We start from the raw sequence: 23,247 nt of genomic DNA on the forward strand, positions 1-23,247 counted from the left end.
AAAATTCAAACTATTTTTAAATTTTAATTAAAAAGTTTTAATGTAAATAATAATGTTGCAAAATTGCGAAAAAAATTTAAAGTATTCACATTTTACTATAAAAGTTGTACAATGTGTTTAATGAATTGAATGTTAAAATATTAACAATTTTAAAAACGAAGCTTGATAAAAAATTAATATATTTAGATTTAAGGAGAGATTAAAATGTCAATCAAATCAAGAAAAGTAGCAATTATTGGAACTGGATTAGTGGGTTCTAGTTGTGCTTATGCATTAGTTAATCAAGGGATATGCGAAGAAATAATAATGATAGATATTAATAAGGATAGAGCTAAAAGTGAGGCATTAGATTTAATGCATTCTGTAGAATATATGTCTTTAAGAACTAAAATTAGAGTTGGAAGTTATGAAGATTGTAATGATGTAGATGCGGTTGTAATAACTGCAGGACCACCTCCACAACCAGGACAAACAAGACTAGATACTTTAGAAGTCAGTGTTAAAATATGTAATTCCATAGTGGAGCCGGTTATGAAATCAGGATTTAATGGATTCTTTATATTAGCATCAAATCCAGTTGATGTAATATCATATCATGTATTAAAGTTATCAGGACTTCCTAAAAATAAAGTGATAGGAACAGGAACGGCTTTAGATACAGCTAGATTAAAATCAATAATATCAGAAAAATTAGGTGGAATAGATACAAAATCAATACAAGCATTTGCTATGGGAGAACATGGGGATTCTCAAATGGTTCCATGGTCATGTGTAACTGTTGCAGGAGAGTCTTTCTTGAAATTAGTTAGCAATTACAATAAAATTGAAGAGGATAATCTAGATGATATTGTAAAAGAAACAGCTAAAGCTGGTTGGGAAATAATAAACGGTAAGGGCAGTACTTACTATGGTATAGGAGCCACTGTAGTTGGAGTTCTTAAAGCTATATTCCATGATGAGAAAAAAGTAATTCCAGTTTCTGCTTTATTAGAAGGTGAATATGAACAAAATGATGTATATATGGGAGTTCCTAGTATCTTAGGCAAAAATGGAATAGAAAAAATAATTGAATTAGATATGAAAGAAAAAGAAAAATATGAATTTAATAATTCAGCCAATATTCTAAAAGAGTACATAGCTAAATTAGGTTATTAAAATAATAAGACTATATTAAAGTTTATAAAAGTTCTTTGATATAGTCTTTTGAATATGATTAAAAAAAGCAGGATAATATTTACTAAAAGATAGTCAATATTAAACAATATAGTGTATAATGTATTTAAGGGGTGAGTTAAATGAATAAAATAAAAGATGTTTATGGAAAACAGTCGGAATATTCTATACAAGAAATTATGAGCAAGTATAGCAATTCTAATATTAATTCTGCAAAGCCTATGGCATGGAATGGGTTTAAGGAATTTATAGTAGTTAAAAAGATTAGAGAAAATAATGATGTGATTTCATTTTATTTTAAACCAAAAGATAAAAGTAAGCTTTTGAAACATAAGCCAGGGCAATTTTTTACTATAAAATTAAATAGTAAAGATGAAAAGTATAAAGATGAGATAAGAACTTATAGTTTATCAATGATGCCAAATGAAGAGTTTTATAGAATAAGCGTAAAGAAAGTGCCTAGCGGACTTATAAGCAATTATTTGCATGATAAAGTAGAAGTAGGTGATATTATTTATGGGATGGTTCCTATGGGATTGTTTACGATAAATGAAAATAATAAAGAAAAACCGCTTATATTAATATCAGGAGGAATAGGAATAACTCCACTTATATCTATGCTTTATGAAGAGGTAGAAAAGAGAAAGGAAATATTCTTTGTTCAGGCTATACAAAATTCTGATGTTGAAACCTTTAAAGATGAAATGAAAGAAATTATGAAAAATAGAGATAATGTAAGGAATATAGTTTTTTATAGCAATCCTAAGGATGATGATAGTTTAGGCAAAGATTATGACTTTAAAGGGAGAGTAGATTACAGTTGGATTAAAAACAATCTACCGTTAAATGGTGATTTTTACTTTTGTGGACCACCTCCATTTATGAAAGGAATTTATAAAGCATTAAAAGAATTAGGTGTTAAAGAAGAATATATTAATTTTGAATTTTTTGGACCTAAACAAGATATGATTGACTAAATTTAAAACAAAAAACATTCCTTTAATGAATAAACCACTGTCAAGTAGACTTTTCATTAAAGGAATGTTTTTTGTTTTAAAATTCAAATTTATAATAAGTAATTAGTAACTATTTGAAAATATTATAACAATAGAAAAAAATGGTTAAGTATAATAATATGATATATAGAAGTAGAAAAAAATAGAAATATGAAAAAATTTATTTATTATATATAAAATATGGGGGAAAAAGAATGAATAATTTACCAAGTATTTTTGAAGAGTTTAGTGAAGCAAGAAAAAATGGATTTATAAAGGTTAAGAATTTTAAAGAAAGTGGAAAAAATGTAGTAGGTGTATTTTGTACATATACTCCATACGAAGTTATATATGCATCAGGGGCTATTCCAGTAGGACTTTGTGGTATGAGTGATGAACCAATACCAGATGCAGAAAAACATCTTCCTAAAAATTTATGTCCACTTATAAAATCAAGCTATGGATTTGCTTTAACAGAAAAATGTCCATATACATATTTTTCAGATTTATTAGTTGGAGAAACTACTTGTGATGGGAAGAAGAAAATGTATGAATATTTAGGCAAAATAAAGCCTATGCATGTAATGCATTTACCGCAAGCTCAGGATAGAGAACATGCATTAAAGGTATGGAAAAATGAAATAGAATATTTAAAAGAATGTTTAGAAAAACAATTTAATGTAAAAATTACAGATGAAAAATTAAGAGAAGCTATAAAAATAAAAAATGAAGAGAGAAAATTACTTCAAGAATTTTATTCATTATCAAAGTTAACTCCACCACCAATAGGAGGACTTGAAATGTATAAGGTTCTAGAAGGAACTGGATTTAGTTTTGATAAAATAGAACAAAATAATAATATGAGAAAAATGATTGATGAGATAAAAGAAGAATATAGTAAAAATGGAAGTAAAATATCAAAAAGTGCAAAAAGAATCTTAATTACAGGATGTCCTATTGGAGGAGCTATAGAAAAAGTTGTAGGCACCGTGGAAGAAAATGGTGGAGTAGTTGTATGTTTTGAAAATTGTGGTGGAGTAAAAGAAAAGGCTCAGCTTGTAGATGAAAATAAAGAACCAATTGAAGCTATTGCAGAGAAATATTTGAAAATACCATGCTCTGTAATGTCAAACAATGATGGTAGATTAGAACTTTTAGATGGGCTTATAGATGAGTATAAGGTAGATGGTGTTATAGATGTTACACTGCAAGCTTGTCATACTTATAACGTAGAGTCAATGAAAGTAAAAGAGTTTGTTAAAAATGAAAAAAATGTACAATATATGAGCTTAGAAACTGATTATTCTAAAACAGATTTAGGTCAAATAAAAACAAGAATAGCAGCATTTATTGAAATGCTTTAGTAAACTTATAAAGTGATAATAACTAAAGTGAAAGGTTTAAAAAGGAGTAAAAAATGTATTATATAGGAATAGATATAGGATCAACAGCAGCTAAAGTTGCAGTTTTTGAGGAAGACAAGCTTATAGATACATTGTTAATGAAAACTGGATGGAACAGTAAAGAAACTGCAAGTGAAATAGAGGAAATACTTAATTCAAAAGGTATAACAAAAGAAAAAAGAAAAGTTGTAGCAACTGGATATGGTAGAGTTTCTGTACCATATTCAAATAAAGAGATCACTGAAATTACATGTCATGGGAAAGGTGCTGCATACTTAATGAGCGATAAGGCTATAGTTATAGATATAGGTGGACAAGATACTAAAGTTATATCAATAGAAGAAGGTATGATAACTAATTTCCTTATGAATGATAAATGTTCAGCAGGTACAGGAAGGTTTATAGAAATAATGGCAAATATTTTAGGCTTAGGTATAGAGGAGTTATGTAATTTTGCTGAAGGTGGTAGTGGTGTAACTATAAGTTCTATGTGTACAGTGTTTGCTGAATCAGAGGTCATAAGTTTGATTGGTAGTGGTGAAAAAAAAGAAAATATAGCTTTTGCAGTTATAGATTCTGTAGTTAATAAGGTTTCATCACTTTGTAATAAATTTGGAGATGGAGAACAGTATTATTTAACAGGTGGTCTTAGTAATTGCCCTTATGTAGTTAAAAGTTTAGGCAAAAAGCTTGGGAAGGATGTAAAAACTCATACTCTTGCACATCATGCAGGGGCAATAGGGGCAGCACTTTTGGCCAAAAATATTAAATAGTTATAATGAATTATTATATTTAGGTTGTTAGTAAATAAACTTTCAACTGAAGTTCTAGGAAATTAATTTTCTATAGGACTAAAATTTCTATTTCTTATTATATAAATTAAAAGAAATGCTTTAAAATGATTTACTCGTCATTTTAAGGCATTTCTTTTGCTATTATTAAAATATTATATTTGTGTTGAAAATTTTTTAATTGAAAAATAATTAGAAAATTTGTATGATATATAAGACTTATCGTTTATAAATGCTTTGCACATTAAAACATGTAAAATATAAAAAAGATATTAAAATATTATTTTAAATTAAACAACATAGGAGGAATTTATGAAAAAGAAAGTTATAATTGATTGTGATCCAGGAATAGATGATTTTTTAGCATTATTGCTAGCTTTAAATTCAGAAGAATTAGAAGTGTTAGGTATAACTATAGTAGGAGGAAATGTAGATTTAAATACTTGTGGAGAAAATGCATTAAAAGCACTAGAACTTACTAATTCTCTTCATATACCTATTTACTTAGGAAATGACAAGCCTCTTTATAAAAAGTTAGAAAAAGCAGAAAATGTACATGGAGCTGATGGGTTAGGTAATACTAATCTACCAAAAGTTAAAAATGGAGTATTAAATTATGGCGCAGAAGATTTTATAATAGAAACTTTACATAACAATGAAAAAGTATCTATTATAGCATTAGCACCACTTACTAATATAGCTAAAGCTATAATGAAAGATAAGAGCGCATTTGAAAATTTAAATGAATTTGTTTCTATGGGAGGAACCTTTAAAGAATGTGGGAATTGTACACCAGTTTCTGAATTTAATTATTATGTCGATCCCCATGCTGCAGATTATGTATTGAAAAATTTAGGTAAAAAAGTACATATTATTGGATTGGATGTTACTAATAAAACAGTTTTGACCCCAAACATGGTTGAATTTATCAGAATGATTGATGGAAAGTTATCAAAAGTAGTTTCTGAAATAACAAAATTTTATGGCGAGTTTTACTGGAGATTTGATAAAATAATAGGTTCAGTTATAAATGATCCATTAGCTGTAGGATATTTTATAGATAAAAGTATATGTAAAGGATTTTCTACTTACACAGAAATTTGTAAAGAAGGCATTGCAGAGGGGATGTGTATAGTAGATAAAAATAATTTATGGCAAAAGGAACATAATTCTATAATACTTACAGAAGTGGATGCAGAGAAATTTTTAAAAAAATTTATAAATTTATTATTAAAAGATAAAGAAGAAGAAGTGGAGAAATATATAGGTTTATTATTTTAAAATTAAATGATAAATGGTAAAATTTAGAAAATTAAATCTATTCTTGAAAATTCAAAATTTATAGAAATACATTACTTTATAATATAAAATAATACTTATGAAGTATTAATAAATTTAAAGGTATGGTGATAAATTATGTGTTTAGGGTGTAGATTGGCTAATAATGAATTAGGGGTTTATAAAGTTTATGAAAATAGCTTTTTTTCTGTAATTCTTGACAAAGCTCCATTTAATGAAGGACATTTATTGATTTTACCTAGAAGGCATGTTAAAGAAATTTATGATTTAACTTTGGAAGAATTAAATAATCTTTCTGATATTTTAAGAAGTATGAGTAAACTATTACAAGAGACATTTAATCCAGATGGCATAACTATAATTCAGAATGGTGGAATTTTTAATGATTTATCCCACTTACATGTAAATGTAATTCCTAGATATGAAAATGACGGATTTAATTATGGTGATCCAGAGAATAAGTATTGTGCAAATTTAATTTTAAATAAGACTCAAAATAAATTAATAGAAAAAATTAAAAAATTAAAAATATAAATATTCATTATAAAAAGCAAGTCTAAAATATAAGACTTGCTTTTTTCGTGAAGTTGAAAGAAATATATATAATAAATGTTAAATTTATCATAATTTATGAGAACATGTAAAATAACTATTTGTAAGGCTGGAGAATATATGCCAATGTAAAACAATTAATAAATCGTTAAAATATAATTATTCATAAAAGTAAATAATGACTCAAAATTGAATAAAAAAATAAGAAAAAATTCATTTTATACACAATAAAGTCGTCAAAAAAATATAAAGTATAACATTTTGCGAAGAAAAACGAAAAATATACTGTACTTTTTATAAAAAAGTGTTATACTAATAACTGTCAGAAGAAAACATAAAAAATTATAAATATAAAAAAAATATAGCAAATATATTTAAAATTAATAAATTTAGTGTTAATAAATAAAAAAAATACATATAATTTACGAGGTGTAAATTAATTAAATATAAAATTATTTGGGGGAATATTAATGAGTATTAACTTAGAAAATTTAAAAATTAAAACATCAGAGAATATATATAGAAATTTAGCAGTATCACAATTAGTTGAGTTTGCACTTGAAAATGGAGAAGGTAAACTTTCACAAAGTGGAGCTATTGTTGTTGAAACAGGAAAATATACAGGAAGATCGCCTAAAGACAGATTTATAGTTTGTCAAGAAAGTATAAAATCATTAGTTAACTGGAATGATACTAATCTTTCAATAGATGAAGAAACTTTTAATAAACTTTACAACAAAGTTATTAATTATTTAGAAGACAAAAACCTGTATGTATTTGATGGATACGTAGGAGCAGATGAAAAATATAAAATGGACATAACAGTTGTAGCGGAATACGCATCTCAAGCTCTTTTTGCAACTCAGTTATTTAGAAGACCTACAAAAGAACAATTAAATAAGCATAATACAGAATTTACAGTAATAGCAGCTCCAGGATTTAAAGCTAATGGTAAAGAAGATGGTATAAATTCAGAAGCTTTTGTTTTAGTAAATTTTGAAAAGAAGATTATATTAATAGGGGGAACTCAATACTCAGGAGAAATTAAAAAATCAATATTCTCAGTAATGAATTTCTTATTACCTCAAAAAGGTGTATTCCCAATGCACTGTTCTGCTAATATAGGACAAGATGGAGACACAGCAGTGTTCTTTGGACTTTCAGGAACAGGAAAAACAACGTTGTCAGCTGTTCCAGATAGAAAATTAATTGGTGACGATGAACATGGATGGTCTGATGATGGTGTATTCAATTTTGAAGGTGGATGCTATGCAAAAACTATAAGATTAGATGCAGAAAAAGAAGCTCAAATATATAATGCTTTAAAATTTGGAGCAGTTTTAGAAAATGTAATCTTAGATGAAAAAAGAAATCCAAATTTTGATGATGAAAAGTTAACAGAGAATACTAGAGGAGCATATCCAGTAGAGTATATAGATAATGCTGAATTAAGTGGAAAAGGTCAAAACCCAAGTACTGTAATATTCTTAACTGCAGATGCATTTGGTGTTATACCACCAATATCAAAATTAACAAAAGAAGCTGCAATGTATCACTTTATGTCAGGATACACTAGTAAATTAGCAGGCACAGAAAGAGGAATAACAAGTCCAAAAGCAACTTTTTCAGCATGCTTTGGGGAACCATTTATGTTAATGAATCCTGAAGTATACGCTAAATTATTAGGTGAAAAAATAATTAAACATGATACAGAGGTTTATTTAGTTAACACTGGATGGTCTGGTGGGGAATATGGTGTTGGAAAAAGAATGAACTTAAAATATACAAGAGCAATGGTAAAGGCTGCTTTAAATGGAGACCTTAGAAAAGCTGAATTTGAAGAACATGAAATATTTAAAGTGTTAGTTCCAAAAGATATAAAAAATGTACCAAGTGAAATTTTAAATCCTAAAAATACTTGGGAAAATAAAAATAACTATGATGTAAAGGCAAAAGAGTTAGCTGGAAAATTCCAAGATAACTTTAAAAAATTTGAAAATGTTAGTAAGGACATATTAAACGCCGGTCCTGAATATAAATAAATTCATATACAATTGTTACCAAACAAAAGGATTATTTTAACTTTTAAAGAGGTTGTACAAAACTTAAATTTTGTATAACCTTTTTATTTTAGTATTTCAAAAATATAATTATGTATAAATATAAAAAAATAATTACAATAACTATTAATAAATTAAAATTAAGGGCGATAAAAATATTAAGAAATATTTTAGGAGGACTTAAAATGAGTAAGGGCCCAAAAAAAGGTAAAATAGTAGGCTTGTTAATGATAATTGTATGTGTTGGAATATTTGTTATACTTAATAAAAATAAACTTGCCTATTATGATTATAAATACAATGTTAAAATAACAAATTATAATAATATATATGAAGGAAATAATATAAAATTTTACTATATGGATGGAGAAAGCGATTATCAAAAAAGTATAAAAAAAGAATATAAATTTGATGATATAGTAAAAAAATCAGGAAATGATATAGAAAAAGCTTTTGCTATAATCAATTGGATTAATGAAAAAGCTCAATTTAATATTAGTGCTATGAAAAATGGAGATACAACAAAAGAAATATTAGAAAAAATGACAACTACTAAATCACTGTCTGATGATGGATATTCTATAATTTTAGAAGAATCGTTATCAACATTAGGAACATATGTAAGGAAAGGTTCATTAGCTACTAAAAACGATATGAAACCTAAGCCTCGACAAGGATTTAAAGTAGTTGAAGTATGGAGCAATGTACATGGAAAATGGGTAATGATAGATGGTGGCAACAGTTGTTATATGACACTAAACGATGTTCCGCTAAGTGCTGTTGAAATTATAGAAAATGGATTAGAAAATGTAAAGATTGTTGGTTTAAATTCAGAAAAAGAAATAAAACAATATAAAAAAGATATGGAAAAGTATTTTAATACTTATACAATTGCCATAGATAATAATAAGTTTATATCGCCTAAAAGTAATTCTTTTGTAACATTTATTAAAAATCCGGAGGATATTCAAATTGAAAATCAAAGTGGATATATAAGTCCAACTTTATTTGTAACTAAATCCGATGTGTTTAATTTGAATCCACAAATAATTAATGGTGATAAAAATAAAGATGAAATTCCTACATTAATAATATCTAAAAAAGATAAAAAAGAAGATACGGACGGAGCAATTAAGTTTACAGTAGGAGTATTTAATGATAGTATTATGATGAAAAAATACTATATAAGTTTAAATGATGGAACTTACTCGGAAGTTAATGATTATTATGACTTATCAATTTTAGAAGGAAAAACTAAAATATCTCTTTCAATAGATGGAAAAAAACCTATAAGAGAAATATTTTTTGAAAGAAAATAAAATAGGAAGCATTAAATTGCTTCCTATTTTGCTTTGAAAAATTTTTGCAAAAATAGTAATAGGTTTAAATTTTTGATATAATATTAATCGTGGTATTAATTATAAAACAATTTTTATGAAATACTAATTAGAGAAATTTTGTATTTATCAAGGAGGAAAAGGATTTGGAATTAAATTTGATATTAATACTTAAGGCAGTAATTATTGCTATAGTAGAAGGAATTACTGAGTTTATACCAGTTTCATCTACAGGACATATGATTATTGTTGGAGATTTAATAAATTTTAAAGGAAACTTTGCTAATATATTTTCTATAGTAATACAACTTGGTGCTATACTTGCAATAGTTGTATTATATTGGGAAAAATTATTCAGTTCAGTTAAAGAATTATTTATTGCTATAGGGACTATATTTGGCAATATTATGAATAATATTACCAAAAAGGGAAGAGTGAAAAATTTAAATTATAAGCAAAGAACTAGTATAAAGTTTTGGAAAAACATCATTGTAGCAACTATACCTGCAATGATATTAGGTTTATTATTTGATGATTTAATAGACAAGTATTTGTTTAATTCACTTACTGTGGCTATAGGATTATTTGTTGGAGGTTTTTTACTATTATTAACAGAGAAACCATTAAAAAAGAAACAGAAAACTATGGACATAGATGGGATAAATTCGGCACAAGCGTTAAAAGTAGGCGTGTTTCAATGTTTAGCAATGTGGCCAGGTATGTCTAGATCTTCATCTACTATAATTGGAGGATGGTTTGGTGGAATTTCTACTGTGGCAGCAACGGAATTTTCTTTTTTCTTAGCTATACCAGTTATGGTTGGTGCTTCAGGGTTAAAGATATTTAAAAATTTAAATGGAATAACTAGTGGAGAGTGGCTAGTATTAGCTATTGGGTTTTTAGTTGCGTTTATAGTAGCATTAATAGTAGTAGATAAATTTGTTAATTACTTAAAAAAGAAACCAATGAAAACTTTCGCTATATATAGAATATTTGTTTCTATAATATTATTTGTATTAATTTTTACAAATGTAATAAGCCTATAATATTGATTAAAAGAGCATCTTTGAAATAAATATAAGAAAGATGCTCTTTAAATATTTGGTTTATAAAATATAGGACTTTAGATTAACTTTAAAGGTTGTTTGCTACAAAAATTTTATATCTATAGGGAAACAAGCTCCAATTTAAATTTATTCATTAAATTTTTATTATCAGCTGATAAAAGTAAGTAATAATCACCACAACTTTTAACTAAAACAAACTGTTAATTATTGGTGAAATATTAATTCAAGTTTTCTCACTTGATAAATTAATAACTTTAAAATTTATTTTAGAACCCTATATATATTATAGAATTAAATTGTTAAGATTTTTCTTTTTTTATTTTTATAGAGTTTTTATCACAAATTAAGGTTATAGAACCGTTTAAATCTGTTCTATAAAGTTTAATATTTCTATCTAATAAATTGTTTAAAAGTGTTTTATTAGGATGACCATAATCATTTCCTAGTCCACAGGAAATGATAGCAATATCAGGATTAACTTTATCTAAAAAAGGTTCAATAGAAGATGTTTTGCTTCCATGATGTCCAATTTTTAAAATATTAGATTTTATATCTAAATTTAAAAGTTCATTTTCAATTTCTTTTTCAGCATCTCCAGTAAATAAGAAATTATAATTTTTAAAGTTTAATTTAAACACTAAAGAGTAATTATTTAAGTTATCATAATAATCTTTGGTTGGAGAAAATACTTCTATTTTAATGTTTTTATTTAATTTCATTGTTTTTGGAGCTATAAGAGGATCGATTTTGATATTTTTTGAATTTAATTCTTTTGCGAAATTTTTAAAAATAGGGGTATTGGCTGTGATTTTAGGAGAAAATATTTTGTCTATTTTCATGTTTTTTAATATATAAGTAATACCACCTATGTGATCATCATGAGGATGAGTTAGAAAAACATAGTTTAGATTATGTACATTTTGTTTTTTTAGATAGTTTAATAGTTTGGCAGAAGTATCTTCAGTACCACTATCTATTAAAATGTTTAAATTTTCATTTTGTATTAATATACTTTCACCTTGTCCAACATCGATATAATGAACAAGTAATTCCTTATCATATCTATTTTTAGGGATAAGTAAAAATAAAGAAAATATAATACATATAAAAATAATAATATAATTTTTGTAAATACATTTTTTCAAATAGCTACACCTCTATTATATAGTGATATTAAAAAGTTTATCCAAAAGGTAATAAATTAAACAAAACTAATAAAAACATGTTTACATATAGACTTTTTTTTTATAATATTGGTATAATAAAAAATAGAGCTTAGTTAGATAAAGGTATAATTTATGTAAATTTTAAAGAGTAGGTGATATAAATGAGAAAATTTTGGTTTTTATTACAAACTGTAATTTATACAGCATTTTCGGCTATTTTTATTCCTAAAGCTGAAAAGTTAAAGAAAAAATCAAAAAAGGAATATGAAGACTACACAAATGTTAAGGGAAAGGAATGGTCTAAATTTCTTTTAAAAGCAACTGGACTTAATATAATAGTAAAAGGCAAAGAAAATGAGATAGAAGGTCCGTGTTTATATGTATCTAATCACCAAAGTATAGTGGATATACCATTAATATTTTCAGTAGTAGAAAAACCATTAGGAGCTGTTGCTAAAAAAGAATTGGAAAAGATACCGGTATTATCATATTGGTGTAAGGCAATAGGGTGTGTATTTTTAGACAGAGAAAATCCGAGAGAAGGTATAAAAGCCATACAAAGAGGAACTGAAAATTTAAAGAATGGACAGTCTATGCTTATCTTCCCAGAGGGAACAAGAAGTAAGAATGGACAAATAGGTGAATTTAAAAAAGGTAGTCTTAGGATGGCAATAAAGTCAGGTATGCCAATTATACCAGTTACAGTTAAAGGTACGTATAAGATTTATGAAGGATACAAAGATGCTAAAAAAGAAAATAAAGATTGTATTTGTATAATTCATGAACCTATATATACAAAAGACTTATCTAAAGATGAGTTAAATGGGTTAGTAGAAAAATGTCAGGATATTATAGACAATACTTTAAAAAAACTATAGGGAAACAAGCTCGAATTTAAATTTATTCAATAACTTTAAAATATTTTCATACAAAATGTAGTGTTGAATTCTAAGCGATTCAGAGCATGTCTTACTATTTGGGGTATCCAAGTTTTGGAATGGATAATTTTAAAAGTCAACTTGGAACCCTATATAGGGAAACAAGCTCCAATTTAAATTTATTCATTAAATTTTTGTTATCAGTTGAGAAAAATAAGTACAAATATAGTTAGTTAAGAATTAACTCTTAACTAAAATAATCTGTTAGTTATTGATATAAATATTAATTTGAGTTTTCTCATTTGATAAATGAATAAGTTTAAAACTTAATTTGGAACGCTATATAAAAAAGCAACTTTAAAGTGAATTTTATTTTAAAGTTGCTTTTTAGTTTAAATATTAATAACTATAGATTTTAATCTACTCATAGCTTCTATACTATACCTTATTCCTTGTGTTCCCATACCGGAAGATTTTACACCAGAGAAAGGGAAATGGTCTGGTCCTCTTTCTGTTTTGCTATTAATTTGAACGGTGCCAACGTTCAGTTTGTTTGCGATGTTGAAAGCATCATTTATATCTTGGGTAAATATAGAAGATTGAAGCCCATACTGCGATTTGTTCGCTATACGTATAGCTTCTTCTTTAGAACTTACTCTTATTATAGGGAGAACAGGACCAAAAGGTTCTTCCCAAGCTAAGTCCATATCTAACGATATGTTATCTAATAATGTAGGATATATTATATTGCCAGATCTTTTATATCCGGTAACTAAATTAGCACCTTTGTCTAAAGCATCTTTTATTAAATTCATAACAAAATCACATGAATTACTATCAATTAATGGTGTTACTTCACAATTGTCTTGAGGTAATCCAACTTTAAGTTGGTTTAATTCATTTAAAAGAGCATCAACTAAATTATTGGCTATGTCTTCAATTACCAATACTCTTTTTATAGCAGTACATCTTTGACCAGAATAACTAAATGCTCCACTAATGATTTCCTTAGCAGTTTTTTCAATATCTGCATCTTTTAAAACTATTGCAGCATCTTTACCACCTAATTCCATCATAAGTGGAATCATATTAGAGATACTTGCTATATGATTACCTACTTTTGTTGAACCAGTAAAATTTATAAAATTTACATTTTCATGAGATACAAGATAATCACCAATCGATGAGGATTTTCCAGTAATAGTATTTAAAACACCATGTGGAAGACCAGCCATCATAAAAGCTTTGGATAAATATAATGCACTTATCGAGCCTTGTGTAGGTGGTTTTAATAAAACACTATTACCGGCCATTAACGCAGGAGCTATTTTAGATGCTGATAAGTTTATAGGATAATTAAAAGGAGATATAGCTAAAACTACACCTAATGGAACACGTGTTGCAAGACATAATTTATTCCTTGAAAAGCCTGGAAAACTATCTGATTGGATAAAGTCTCCATATAAGTTTCGGCCAGTATCAGCTGTATGTCTAATAAAATCAGCAGTACGTTTTACTTCAGATATAGATGATTTTTTATCTTTTGCAATTTCTAACATTAAAATCTCAGAAATTTCATCTATATTATCTTCAAGAATTTTAGCGGTTTTATATAATATATTAGCGCGCGAGTCTATAGAAGTTAATTCCCAATGTTTTTGACTAAGTTTTGAGTTTTCTAAAAACTTATTAACATCATCTTTTAACATTGCAGGAACCTTTCCTATTAGTTCTCCATCTATTGGAGAAAATATATCTATAGTATTATCAGATATAATCCATTTACCATCATATAAGTTATGATAAATATTATCTTTCTTTATAGAGTTAATCAAAATGTATCACCTCTTTATAAATTGTTTTTATTTAATAATCATAATCAAGTTTTAGTATTAGCAATTATTGAAAAATTTATAAAGAGAAATTTTTATATAAATTTAGTTGGTAGTATTAAGGCATAGTATTCTTAATACAATCTTCAGTAGAGTCTATTTTTTTCTCTAACATAAAGAGTTTATTTTTAGCATTTTTTATGGAGTTATTTAGTGTGTACTCCTCTAATTTTAATTGTTTTAAAGTATCATTTAATTTAGCATTTTCTTCTGTTCTTTTTTTTATAGACGGTTCATACATTTTTTTAATAGTATTTTGTTTATTAAAATAAAATAATAGTTTATCATAATAAGTAACTAAAAAAATATTTATTTTTTTAAATGTAATTATAAGAAAATCAACCAATCTACTTAACAATTTTTCTAATTCTTCCATTTAAAAATCACCTCAATAATATTGTATATATATTAAGAAAAGAAAGGCAAGATAAAAATATGTTTAATAGTAAAAAATATATAAAAAAAATAAATAAATATATTAATAAACTAGACAATGAGAATTTAAATATAGAAAAAAACATAGAATTTACTAAAAAAAATATAAATTATAAAAAACAAAATTTAGAAAAAATAGAAAAAGAAATAGAAAATATGGAACTTAAATATAAGAAAATAAGAAAAATGCTAATTGAAAAAGGAATCACTTTCAATTTAGAAGGTGATTTAAATTTAGAACAATGGGATAATTTATTTTTGGAAAAAAAGGGGAAAACATATAATATTATAGATAAAAATAAAAACACAATAAAAAATCTAGATATAGAAATAAGCAAAATAATTGAGGAATTATTAAGGGAAAATGTTGTTTATAGCATATTAATTATAAGAAAAGTTGGTAATAATCTATTAGTACAAATTAGATTTACTCAATAATGTTAGAAATGGATTTATTTAAATTTGAAATATCAATTTCTTCTTTTGAGAAAAGTGCAGATACACAAGTAACATATTGAGAAGAAGATTCCTTACTCCATTGAATTTCAATATTAAGTAATGATTTTAATATATCTGCAACATCAAAACCTAGTGCTTCTAAAGAGTATTTTAAGTTAGTTTCATTTAAACATTTTAATCCATATTCCTTTTGACACACTTTGCAGAATAAACATCTTCCAGAGAAAATAGCTAAAGATGATTGGAATTCTTTTTCTAAACTAAGCAGAAGCTTGTCTAAATGCAAACGTGCACTATAATATAAGGTTTTAAAAATTTTATCAAAATCATCATTATATTCAGTTACTTCAGGTATAAGTCTTTTTATAGAATTAAAATCATTTTCTATATTGCTTTGTGCATTTATATTAATTCTGTATGCAATTATATAAGCAAATTTATAATTGTTTATGTAATTCATAGTATCAAAGCTGAAAGTTGGACAAGACCAAACTTTATTATATTTTTCACATTTTTTGCAATAATTATTAATTGTTTCAGGTTTGTAATAATTTAAAAGTTCCGTAATAGTTGCTTTTTTAATATTAAAGTTTTCTTTTAACATCTTCATATGAATTTTTATAGGAAAGTATTTTTGATAAATAACATTCCTTAACCCCCTTCTATTTTAAGCGTTAATAAAAATAAAAGTGAATATGATATATTAAAGTTTTGTATCATATTCACTAATGTAGAGATATTAAATATCTCTATGGGAATCGTTTGTTTTAGCAAAGAATGAAATTGCATATAAACCACATAATCCAACTAAACCATAGATTATTCTGCTAAATCCACTTATTGATCCAAAGGCACTAGAGCCAGCAAATAATGCAGCTACTAAATCAAAACGAAATAATCCTACTAGTCCCCAGTTTACTGCACCGATTATAACTAATATAAGAGCTATTGTGTCTAATACTTTCATTAATAGTCACTCCTTTTATTTATTATTTAAATGTTATTATTTCCTGAAAATATTAATTTATTCAGAAAAATGTATGTAATAATAAAATAAAAGGAATGTTAGAAATATCTATATCAAATTTTTTATAGTGTTATAGGGAAACAAGTTTAAATTCAAATTTATTCAATAACTTTAAAATTTTTTGTATTTAAAGCATTTGGAATATGTTTCACTATTTTGGACATCTAAATTTTGATGTAAATAGTTTTAAAAGTTAACTTGAAATCCTATAGATAAATTTTAACATAAATTATAAAGATTAAAAATAAAAATCTGTTATAAAACTTGTTACTTTGTTAATAAGACTATATAATTGTAGTATTGAAATCATTAAAAATATTGAAAGAGGGAGAATAAAATGGCAATAGTAACTATGATATTAGAAATAATACTTTTTTCAATTATTTCTTTAATTGCATACAGTGCTTTAAGAGTATATGTATTTTCAAAATTAAAAATTAATAAATGGGTAGTTTTAATTTTAGCACTAGCTATATTTCTAATTCCCAATTTTTTATGGCCAACAATGCCTATTGTTGTTAACAAATATATAATACCAACAATATTTGTAATATTATTCTTATGGTTTATGGATCTTTGTGGATTCTTAAAAGGATTTGATAATGTAAAAACAGATAATGATAGTGGTTATAAAAAATACAATAAAAGTAACAACAACGTTATAAAACCAAAAGCAAAACCAAATAGAGTGAAAAATAAGAAATAGTAAAAATTTAAAACCTTTTGATTTAAAAATCAAAAGGTTTTAAATTTTTTATAGTTTATACATATATATATAAATTAAAAAAGAATTAAAATATAAAAATAGTATTTTTCAACTCTTTAGATATAAAAGTGATTTTATTACATATAATTGTAATAAAATATTAATTTAAATATATAAGAAGTAATTATCAATAAAATAAGGAGTGATAACTTGAAAACTCTTTTAGTATTTCATTCATGCAACGGTTTATTAAAAGAAGTTTCACATAGGATAAAGAAGGAGTTAAATTGTGAAATTATAGAATTACAAAATATAGAGCCTGATTTAAAAAATAACAATAAGTATATTAAATTTTTTCAGGATGTATTATTAGTGAAAAAAATAAATGAAGAATTTAAGGAATATGAATGTTTAATATTACTTTTTCCTAGTTGGTTTTATAAATCTTATTTTGGTATAAAAAGAAGTAGCTTTGGTAATATTTTAAATGGGAAAAAAGTTATTTTAATTACATTAGGTACTGATGAAAATTTATGTTTTGATAAAGAAAGTTTATTTTTAGGATGTCATATAATAGGTGAGAAGTATATAAATACAAAAGAGATAAAAACAGAAAATTTTTATATTAGTTTAGTAAATTGGATAAAAAATATATGTAAATAGTAAAATATAAAAATACAGAGAGTTAATATACTCTGTATTTTTATATTTTAGTATACTAAACTAATTTATTAAATATTATTGTAAATTTATCTCAATGTGATACAATTTAAATAAGTTTAATATTGAGAGTTAATGTAAAATAATATAAAAACATTAAGATTAAATAATAGAATTAAAGTGATTATTATTGATTAAAAACCTACAAAAAGGAGAGTTGAAAATGAGCTTTTATGTATACAATACAATAACAAGAAAAAAAGACGAATTTATTCCTGTAGTTCCAGGGAAAGTTGGTATGTATACTTGTGGACCAACAGTTTATAATTATGCCCATATAGGAAATTTAAGAACATATATATTTGAAGATGTACTTAAAAAGTCTTTAGAATATGCTGGTTATAAAGTTAAACATGTAATGAATGTAACAGATGTGGGACATCTTCAATCAGATGGTGATGAAGGCGAAGATAAAATGGCCCTTGGTGCTTCAAGAGAAAAGAAAACAGTTTGGGAAATAGCAAAATTCTATGAAGAAGCATTTTTAGATGATTGTAAAAAATTAAATGTTAAAAGGCCTAATGTGGTTTGTAGGGCAACTGAACATATAAAAGAGATGATAAATTTCATTGAGGTTTTGGAAAAAAAAGGGTATACATATCAATCTAATGGAAATGTATATTTTGAAATAGATAAATTTAAGGACTATACAAAACTTGCAAATTTAAGTATTGAAGAATTGGAAGCAGGAAGTAGAATAGAAGTAGATCCAAATAAGAAAAATCCTCTTGATTTTGTACTTTGGTTCACGAACTCTAAGTTTAAAAATCAAATAATGCAATGGGAATCTCCATGGGGTAGAGGTTTTCCAGGTTGGCATTTAGAATGCTCAACAATGTCAATGAAATATTTGGGAGACAGAATAGATATACATTGTGGAGGTATTGATCACATACCAGTGCATCATACTAATGAAATAGCCCAATCAGAAGCATATAGTGGGAAAAAATGGGTCAATTATTGGATGCATGGTGAGTTTTTAGTATTAGATGGTGGTAAAATGTCCAAATCAACTGGAGATTTTTTAACGGTAAAGAGATTAGAAGAAGAAGGTTTTTCACCACTAGATTATAGATATTTCTGCTTACAATCAAGATATAGAAAGCAATTAATATTTAGTTTCGAAAATTTAGATGCAGCTAGAAAATCTTTTAAAGCGCTTAAGAAAAGAATTGCTACAATATTAGAAAATGTTTGTGAAAATGATAGATTTAACAATGAAAATATAAATATCTATAATGAAAAATTTAAAAAACAAATAAGCGATGACTTAAACATTCCAAATGCATTTACTGTGCTTTTAGATGTTTTAAAAGATGAAAATCTAACAAATTTAGAAAAGAAATTTTTAATAGAAGATTTTGATAAAGTATTATCTTTAGAATTAACATCTGTAGAAAAAGATTTATCAAATATAGATGTTGAATCAATAGAAAATCTTATAAAAGAAAGAAATGAAGCGAGAAGTTCTAAAAATTATGCTAGAGCAGATGAGATAAGAGATCAATTGCTAAAAATGAATATAGAAATATTAGATAGTAAAGAAGGAACAACTTGGAGATTAAAATAAGAAAAGGCATCTCAAAATGATAAAATCATTTTGAGATGCTTTTTTTTATGACAAAAATTTAAAAGTTTATATAAAAATAAGACATTAAAAGAACTATAAAAACCATAAACTGTCAATAATTATGATGTATTGTAATAAAAAAATATATATAGATTACAGAATAATTGAGATTTTGCTGGAATAAAATGGTAAGATATACCTAAGTTAATTTAAAATTAAAAGTAATCTATGTAAATTTTGATATATCATTATTGAAGTATGGAGGTAAAATTATGTTTGAAAAGTATTTTAAAAACTACAAAATTGTATTGATAATATGTATTTTGTTTACTTTTATTGTTTGCGTGAAATTGGATTTAAATGTTGAAGCTATAGAGTCATCTAATATTGTAGTAATAGAAGATAAAGAAATATTTACTACAGGAAAAGTAGACTATAACATAAAAAGTCCTAAACTTTTAGGGTTGCAAGATAAAAATTTAGAACAAAATATAAACAAAATAATACATGATGATATAACTTTTATAAAAAAAGATATAGAAGCTTTAAGCGTAGATGATCATGAATATGCTGAATTAAATGATTATGATTTGAAAAATTATAGATGTAAGGTGGATTATGACATAAAAACAGGAAAAGAAATAATGAGTATAGTACTTAATATATATAAGTTTACTGGTGGGAATTATGAAATAAAAGAGAAGAAAGCGTATAACATTGATTTAAAGAAAAACAAATTATTAACTTTGGAGGATTTAGTAAGTGATGAACAGTGCAGAAGATTAAAAACACAACTAAGAAAAGAAATTCATAAAAGTAAAGATAAGTATTATATAGAAAAAATTAATTCAAATGAAAATTTTAATTTTTATTGCGACGGAAAAGATGTAGTTATATATTTTGATATGAATGATATAGGTCCATACACTTTAGGAATACCACAATTTAAAATACCTTTAAAAAGCATATAAATATATATGATGAATATGTTAAGAAATTTTTTGCAAAATATAGGATGAAAGCTTTTGTAATTAGTTCATATTGTAAGATAGTATTGAAAATTCCACCTCAAATAGTATAAATACAAATGATATAGAAATTTTAAAAACGGGAATAGAAAGTTTAGAAAATTACATTAAAAAAGATAAGGGATAGATATTTTATAGTATAAGGTATCTACCCCTTATTTTTTATTATAAATAAAAAATGTTTTATGTGGTTATACTAATGTAAGCGTAATTTCAATATAATTTTAGAATAATTAAAAGTATATTGAAAAAATATCCCAAATAAAAATAAAAAACTATTGACATATAAAAAACAAAATGATACCATAAAAAAGCAGTCTAGAAATGACATAAAAAAACATATTTTGTTCTTTGAAAATTGCACAGTGATAAAAAGACATTGTTAGACCTTTAAATAAAGATATAACAATTTCGTCAAGACAATAAAACCTTAAAATATAAACTATTTTATGCGAATTTTTGTATAAATGACAATGAAAAAAGTTGGCAAAAACGAACAATGCTAGGAAACGACCGAATGAGAAACGGAGCTTACTAAGGTAAGTGAGTATCGGAATGAGGAAAGTTGACGAAGCAGTGTGAAGTTTATGACAAGCTTTAGAAAAGTTTTTAGAAACAAGTAATGTTAGGAAACGACTGAGTGAGAAGTGGAGTTTACTTATGTAAATGAGCATCGGAACGAAGAAAGTTGACGACACAGTACGTAGTTTATAAAAATCTTTTAGGTCAAGCTACAAAGGGCGCAGGGTGAATGCCTTGGCACTAGGAGCCGAAGAAGGACGTGATAAGCTGCGATAAGCTTTGGGTAGGCGCAAATAGCCTGTGATCCAGAGATTTCCGAATGGGGAAACCTACTTAATTATATTAAGTACCATATGCTGAATACATAGGTATATGGGGGTAAACCCGGGGAACTGAAACATCTAAGTACCCGGAGGAAGAGAAAGAAACATCGATTTCCTAAGTAGCGGCGAGCGAAAGGGAAAGAGCCCAAACCAAAGCCTTTGGCTTTGGGGTTGTGGACAGAACATAAAAGTGTGAAATTTTTAGTTGAAGATAGCTGGAAAGCTACTCCGTAGAAGGTAATAGACCTGTAAGCAAAAGGAATTAAGCATAAGTTCTGATCCAGAGTACCACGAGACACGTGAAACCTTGTGGGAAGCAGGGAGGACCACCTCCCAAGGCTAAATACTACCTAGTGACCGATAGTGAAGCAGTACCGTGAGGGAAAGGTGAAAAGAACCCCGGAAGGGGAGTGAAATAGAACCTGAAACCCTGTGCCTACAACCGGTCGGAGCACTTTATATGTGTGACGACGTGCTTTTTGTAGAACGAGCCAACGAGTTACGATATGTAGCGAGGTTAAGTACTTAAGGTACGGAGCCGAAGGGAAACCGAGTCTGAATAGGGCGCAAAGTTGCATGTCGTAGACCCGAAACCGGGTGACCTATCCATGGCCAGGATGAAGCGACAGTAAAATGTCGTGGAGGTCCGAACCACGTTGGTGTTGAAAAACCATGGGATGAGCTGTGGATAGCGGAGAAATTCCAATCGAACTCGGAGATAGCTGGTTCTCCTCGAAATAGCTTTAGGGCTAGCGTCGATTAACTGAGTACTGGAGGTAGAGCACTGAATAGGCTAGGGGGCATACCGCTTACCGAACCTTATCAAACTCCGAATGCCAGATACTTTTATTTCGGCAGTCAGACTGCGAATGATAAGATCCGTAGTCAAAAGGGAAACAGCCCAGACCATCAGCTAAGGTCCCAAAGTGTAAGTTAAGTGGTAAAGGATGTGGGATTTCTAAGACAACTAGGATGTTGGCTTAGAAGCAGCCACTCATTTAAAGAGTGCGTAATAGCTCACTAGTCAAGAGATCCCGCGCCGAAGATGTCCGGGGCTAAAACTTACCACCGAAGCTATGGATTCACATTTAATATGTGAGTGGTAGAGGAGCTTTCTGCATTGGTTGAAGTCGTACCGAAAGGAGCGGTGGACGATGCAGAAGTGAGAATGTTGGCATAAGTAGCGAGAGCCAGGTGAGAATCCTGGCGGTCGAAAACCTAAGGTTTCCTGAGGAAGGCTCGTCCGCTCAGGGTTAGTCGGGACCTAAGGCGAGGCCGAAAGGCGTAGTCGATGGACAACAGGTTGATATTCCTGTACCGTTAGCAGACGTTATTACAAACGGGGTGACGCAGGAGGATAAGATGTGCACACTATTGGATGTGTGTCTAAGCATTTAGGAAGTTTTAGCAGGCAAATCCGCTAAAACAATTCTGAGATGTGATGGGGAGCTAATTATAGCGAAGTATCTGATTCCACGCTGCCAAGAAAAGCCTCTATGGAGGAAGCTAACGCCCGTACCGCAAACCGACACAGGTAGGTGAGGAGAGAATCCTAAGACCAGCGGAAGAATTGCTGTTAAGGAACTCGGCAAATTGACCCCGTAACTTCGGGAGAAGGGGTGCCTACGCAAGTAGGTCGCAGAGAATAGGCCCAAGCAACTGTTTAGCAAAAACACAGGTCTCTGCTAAAGCGAAAGCTGATGTATAGGGGCTGACGCCTGCCCGGTGCTGGAAGGTTAAGGGGATTGCTTAGCTTAGGCGAAGGCATGAACTTAAGCCCCAGTAAACGGCGGCCGTAACTATAACGGTCCTAAGGTAGCGAAATTCCTTGTCGGGTAAGTTCC

At 27.3% G+C, this 23,247-nt stretch carries 20 protein-coding genes and 1 rRNA gene; 16 read left to right on the forward strand and 5 right to left on the reverse strand.

The annotated features are described in order from the left end of the window. Positions 1-204 precede the first annotated feature (204 nt). From AZI32_RS11365 to AZI32_RS11405, 9 genes are all read left to right on the forward strand, one after another. Positions 205-1,155, forward strand: a complete 951-nt coding sequence (locus AZI32_RS11365; RefSeq protein ID WP_061995954.1) for an L-lactate dehydrogenase — start codon at positions 205-207, stop codon at positions 1,153-1,155. 140 nt (positions 1,156-1,295) lie between these two features. Next, positions 1,296-2,150: an FAD-binding oxidoreductase gene (locus AZI32_RS11370; RefSeq protein WP_061995955.1), complete on the forward strand. Its 855-nt coding sequence runs from the start codon at positions 1,296-1,298 to the stop codon at positions 2,148-2,150. Between the two features lie 233 nt (positions 2,151-2,383). Continuing rightward, a complete protein-coding gene (locus tag AZI32_RS11375; RefSeq protein WP_061995956.1) occupies positions 2,384-3,532 on the forward strand; it encodes a double-cubane-cluster-containing anaerobic reductase in 1,149 nt (382 codons plus the stop codon). Between the two features lie 53 nt (positions 3,533-3,585). Continuing rightward, entirely contained in the window at positions 3,586-4,344 is a 759-nt protein-coding gene (locus tag AZI32_RS11380) for an acyl-CoA dehydratase activase (RefSeq protein WP_061995957.1), read from the forward strand. 330 nt (positions 4,345-4,674) lie between these two features. After that, positions 4,675-5,643 (forward strand): nucleoside hydrolase, encoded by a 969-nt coding sequence (locus AZI32_RS11385; protein ID WP_061995958.1) that lies wholly within the window; start codon positions 4,675-4,677, stop codon positions 5,641-5,643. A gap of 135 nt (positions 5,644-5,778) precedes the next feature. Further along, the gene (locus AZI32_RS11390; protein WP_061995959.1) at positions 5,779-6,195 is read left to right on the forward strand and encodes an HIT family protein; all 417 of its coding nucleotides are present in this window, start codon (positions 5,779-5,781) and stop codon (positions 6,193-6,195) included. Between the two features lie 488 nt (positions 6,196-6,683). Continuing rightward, entirely contained in the window at positions 6,684-8,255 is a 1,572-nt protein-coding gene (gene pckA / locus AZI32_RS11395) for a phosphoenolpyruvate carboxykinase (ATP) (protein WP_061995960.1), read from the forward strand. Positions 8,256-8,458: 203 nt separating this feature from the next. Continuing rightward, positions 8,459-9,592, forward strand: coding sequence for a hypothetical protein (locus AZI32_RS11400; RefSeq protein WP_061995961.1), 1,134 nt, complete (start codon positions 8,459-8,461; stop codon positions 9,590-9,592). 164 nt (positions 9,593-9,756) lie between these two features. Next, on the forward strand, positions 9,757-10,656 hold the full coding sequence (locus tag AZI32_RS11405; protein ID WP_061995962.1) for an undecaprenyl-diphosphate phosphatase: 900 nt from the start codon (positions 9,757-9,759) through the stop codon (positions 10,654-10,656). A 320-nt stretch (positions 10,657-10,976) separates the two neighbouring features. Here the strand turns inward: AZI32_RS11405 and AZI32_RS11410 are convergent, their stop codons facing one another. Then, complete coding sequence (locus tag AZI32_RS11410) at positions 10,977-11,822, reverse strand: ComEC/Rec2 family competence protein (protein ID WP_061995963.1); 846 nt, start codon at positions 11,820-11,822, stop codon at positions 10,977-10,979. A gap of 182 nt (positions 11,823-12,004) precedes the next feature. On the opposite strand from AZI32_RS11410, the gene AZI32_RS11415 reads away from it, so the two are divergent. Beyond that, entirely contained in the window at positions 12,005-12,721 is a 717-nt protein-coding gene (locus tag AZI32_RS11415; RefSeq protein ID WP_061995964.1) for a lysophospholipid acyltransferase family protein, read from the forward strand. Between the two features lie 392 nt (positions 12,722-13,113). Here the strand turns inward: AZI32_RS11415 and AZI32_RS11420 are convergent, their stop codons facing one another. Together AZI32_RS11420 and AZI32_RS11425 are read right to left on the reverse strand one after the other, a co-directional pair. Then, positions 13,114-14,556: an NADP-dependent glyceraldehyde-3-phosphate dehydrogenase gene (locus AZI32_RS11420; protein WP_061995965.1), complete on the reverse strand. Its 1,443-nt coding sequence runs from the start codon at positions 14,554-14,556 to the stop codon at positions 13,114-13,116. 115 nt (positions 14,557-14,671) lie between these two features. After that, positions 14,672-14,989: a hypothetical protein gene (locus tag AZI32_RS11425; protein WP_061995966.1), complete on the reverse strand. Its 318-nt coding sequence runs from the start codon at positions 14,987-14,989 to the stop codon at positions 14,672-14,674. 59 nt (positions 14,990-15,048) lie between these two features. Between AZI32_RS11425 and AZI32_RS11430 the strand changes: the two genes are divergently transcribed. After that, positions 15,049-15,486 (forward strand): hypothetical protein, encoded by a 438-nt coding sequence (locus tag AZI32_RS11430; protein ID WP_061995967.1) that lies wholly within the window; start codon positions 15,049-15,051, stop codon positions 15,484-15,486. On the opposite strand, the gene AZI32_RS11435 is transcribed toward AZI32_RS11430, so the two are convergent. Then, on the reverse strand, positions 15,476-16,111 hold the full coding sequence (locus AZI32_RS11435; protein WP_061995968.1) for a DUF2284 domain-containing protein: 636 nt from the start codon (positions 16,109-16,111) through the stop codon (positions 15,476-15,478). The genes AZI32_RS11430 and AZI32_RS11435 overlap by 11 nt on opposite strands. A gap of 135 nt (positions 16,112-16,246) precedes the next feature. Continuing rightward, complete coding sequence (locus AZI32_RS11440) at positions 16,247-16,474, reverse strand: DUF378 domain-containing protein (RefSeq protein ID WP_010298401.1); 228 nt, start codon at positions 16,472-16,474, stop codon at positions 16,247-16,249. Between the two features lie 397 nt (positions 16,475-16,871). On the opposite strand from AZI32_RS11440, the gene AZI32_RS11445 reads away from it, so the two are divergent. From AZI32_RS11445 to AZI32_RS11465, 5 genes are all read left to right on the forward strand, one after another. Further along, positions 16,872-17,240, forward strand: a complete 369-nt coding sequence (locus AZI32_RS11445; protein WP_061995969.1) for a hypothetical protein — start codon at positions 16,872-16,874, stop codon at positions 17,238-17,240. Positions 17,241-17,450: 210 nt separating this feature from the next. Further along, positions 17,451-17,903, forward strand: a complete 453-nt coding sequence (locus AZI32_RS11450; protein ID WP_061995970.1) for a hypothetical protein — start codon at positions 17,451-17,453, stop codon at positions 17,901-17,903. Between the two features lie 220 nt (positions 17,904-18,123). After that, the gene (cysS, locus tag AZI32_RS11455) at positions 18,124-19,530 is read left to right on the forward strand and encodes a cysteine--tRNA ligase (RefSeq protein WP_061995971.1); all 1,407 of its coding nucleotides are present in this window, start codon (positions 18,124-18,126) and stop codon (positions 19,528-19,530) included. A gap of 272 nt (positions 19,531-19,802) precedes the next feature. After that, positions 19,803-20,501, forward strand: coding sequence for a DUF3298 and DUF4163 domain-containing protein (locus tag AZI32_RS11460; RefSeq protein WP_061995972.1), 699 nt, complete (start codon positions 19,803-19,805; stop codon positions 20,499-20,501). A gap of 781 nt (positions 20,502-21,282) precedes the next feature. Then, a 23S ribosomal RNA gene (locus AZI32_RS11465) occupies positions 21,283-23,247 on the forward strand; the annotation flags it as partial.

Source organism: Clostridium sp. ATCC 25772 (genome assembly GCF_001573875.1).
Taxonomy (GTDB): Bacteria; Bacillota; Clostridia; order Clostridiales; family Clostridiaceae; genus Clostridium_J; species Clostridium_J senegalense.

What these genes read in the sequence shown, in the direction of transcription:
- AZI32_RS11365 (WP_061995954.1), top strand. Translation starts at nt 205, where the DNA reads ATGTCAATCAAATCAAGAAAAGTAGCAATTATTGGAACTGGATTAGTG.
- AZI32_RS11370 (WP_061995955.1), top strand. Translation starts at nt 1,296, where the DNA reads ATGAATAAAATAAAAGATGTTTATGGAAAACAGTCGGAATATTCTATA.
- AZI32_RS11375 (WP_061995956.1), top strand. Translation starts at nt 2,384, where the DNA reads ATGAATAATTTACCAAGTATTTTTGAAGAGTTTAGTGAAGCAAGAAAA.
- AZI32_RS11380 (WP_061995957.1), top strand. Translation starts at nt 3,586, where the DNA reads ATGTATTATATAGGAATAGATATAGGATCAACAGCAGCTAAAGTTGCA.
- AZI32_RS11385 (WP_061995958.1), top strand. Translation starts at nt 4,675, where the DNA reads ATGAAAAAGAAAGTTATAATTGATTGTGATCCAGGAATAGATGATTTT.
- AZI32_RS11390 (WP_061995959.1), top strand. Translation starts at nt 5,779, where the DNA reads ATGTGTTTAGGGTGTAGATTGGCTAATAATGAATTAGGGGTTTATAAA.
- pckA (WP_061995960.1), top strand. Translation starts at nt 6,684, where the DNA reads ATGAGTATTAACTTAGAAAATTTAAAAATTAAAACATCAGAGAATATA.
- AZI32_RS11400 (WP_061995961.1), top strand. Translation starts at nt 8,459, where the DNA reads ATGAGTAAGGGCCCAAAAAAAGGTAAAATAGTAGGCTTGTTAATGATA.
- AZI32_RS11415 (WP_061995964.1), top strand. Translation starts at nt 12,005, where the DNA reads ATGAGAAAATTTTGGTTTTTATTACAAACTGTAATTTATACAGCATTT.
- AZI32_RS11425 (WP_061995966.1), bottom strand. Translation starts at nt 14,989, where the DNA reads ATGGAAGAATTAGAAAAATTGTTAAGTAGATTGGTTGATTTTCTTATA.
- AZI32_RS11430 (WP_061995967.1), top strand. Translation starts at nt 15,049, where the DNA reads ATGTTTAATAGTAAAAAATATATAAAAAAAATAAATAAATATATTAAT.
- AZI32_RS11435 (WP_061995968.1), bottom strand. Translation starts at nt 16,111, where the DNA reads ATGTTAAAAGAAAACTTTAATATTAAAAAAGCAACTATTACGGAACTT.
- AZI32_RS11440 (WP_010298401.1), bottom strand. Translation starts at nt 16,474, where the DNA reads ATGAAAGTATTAGACACAATAGCTCTTATATTAGTTATAATCGGTGCA.
- AZI32_RS11445 (WP_061995969.1), top strand. Translation starts at nt 16,872, where the DNA reads ATGGCAATAGTAACTATGATATTAGAAATAATACTTTTTTCAATTATT.
- cysS (WP_061995971.1), top strand. Translation starts at nt 18,124, where the DNA reads ATGAGCTTTTATGTATACAATACAATAACAAGAAAAAAAGACGAATTT.
- AZI32_RS11460 (WP_061995972.1), top strand. Translation starts at nt 19,803, where the DNA reads ATGTTTGAAAAGTATTTTAAAAACTACAAAATTGTATTGATAATATGT.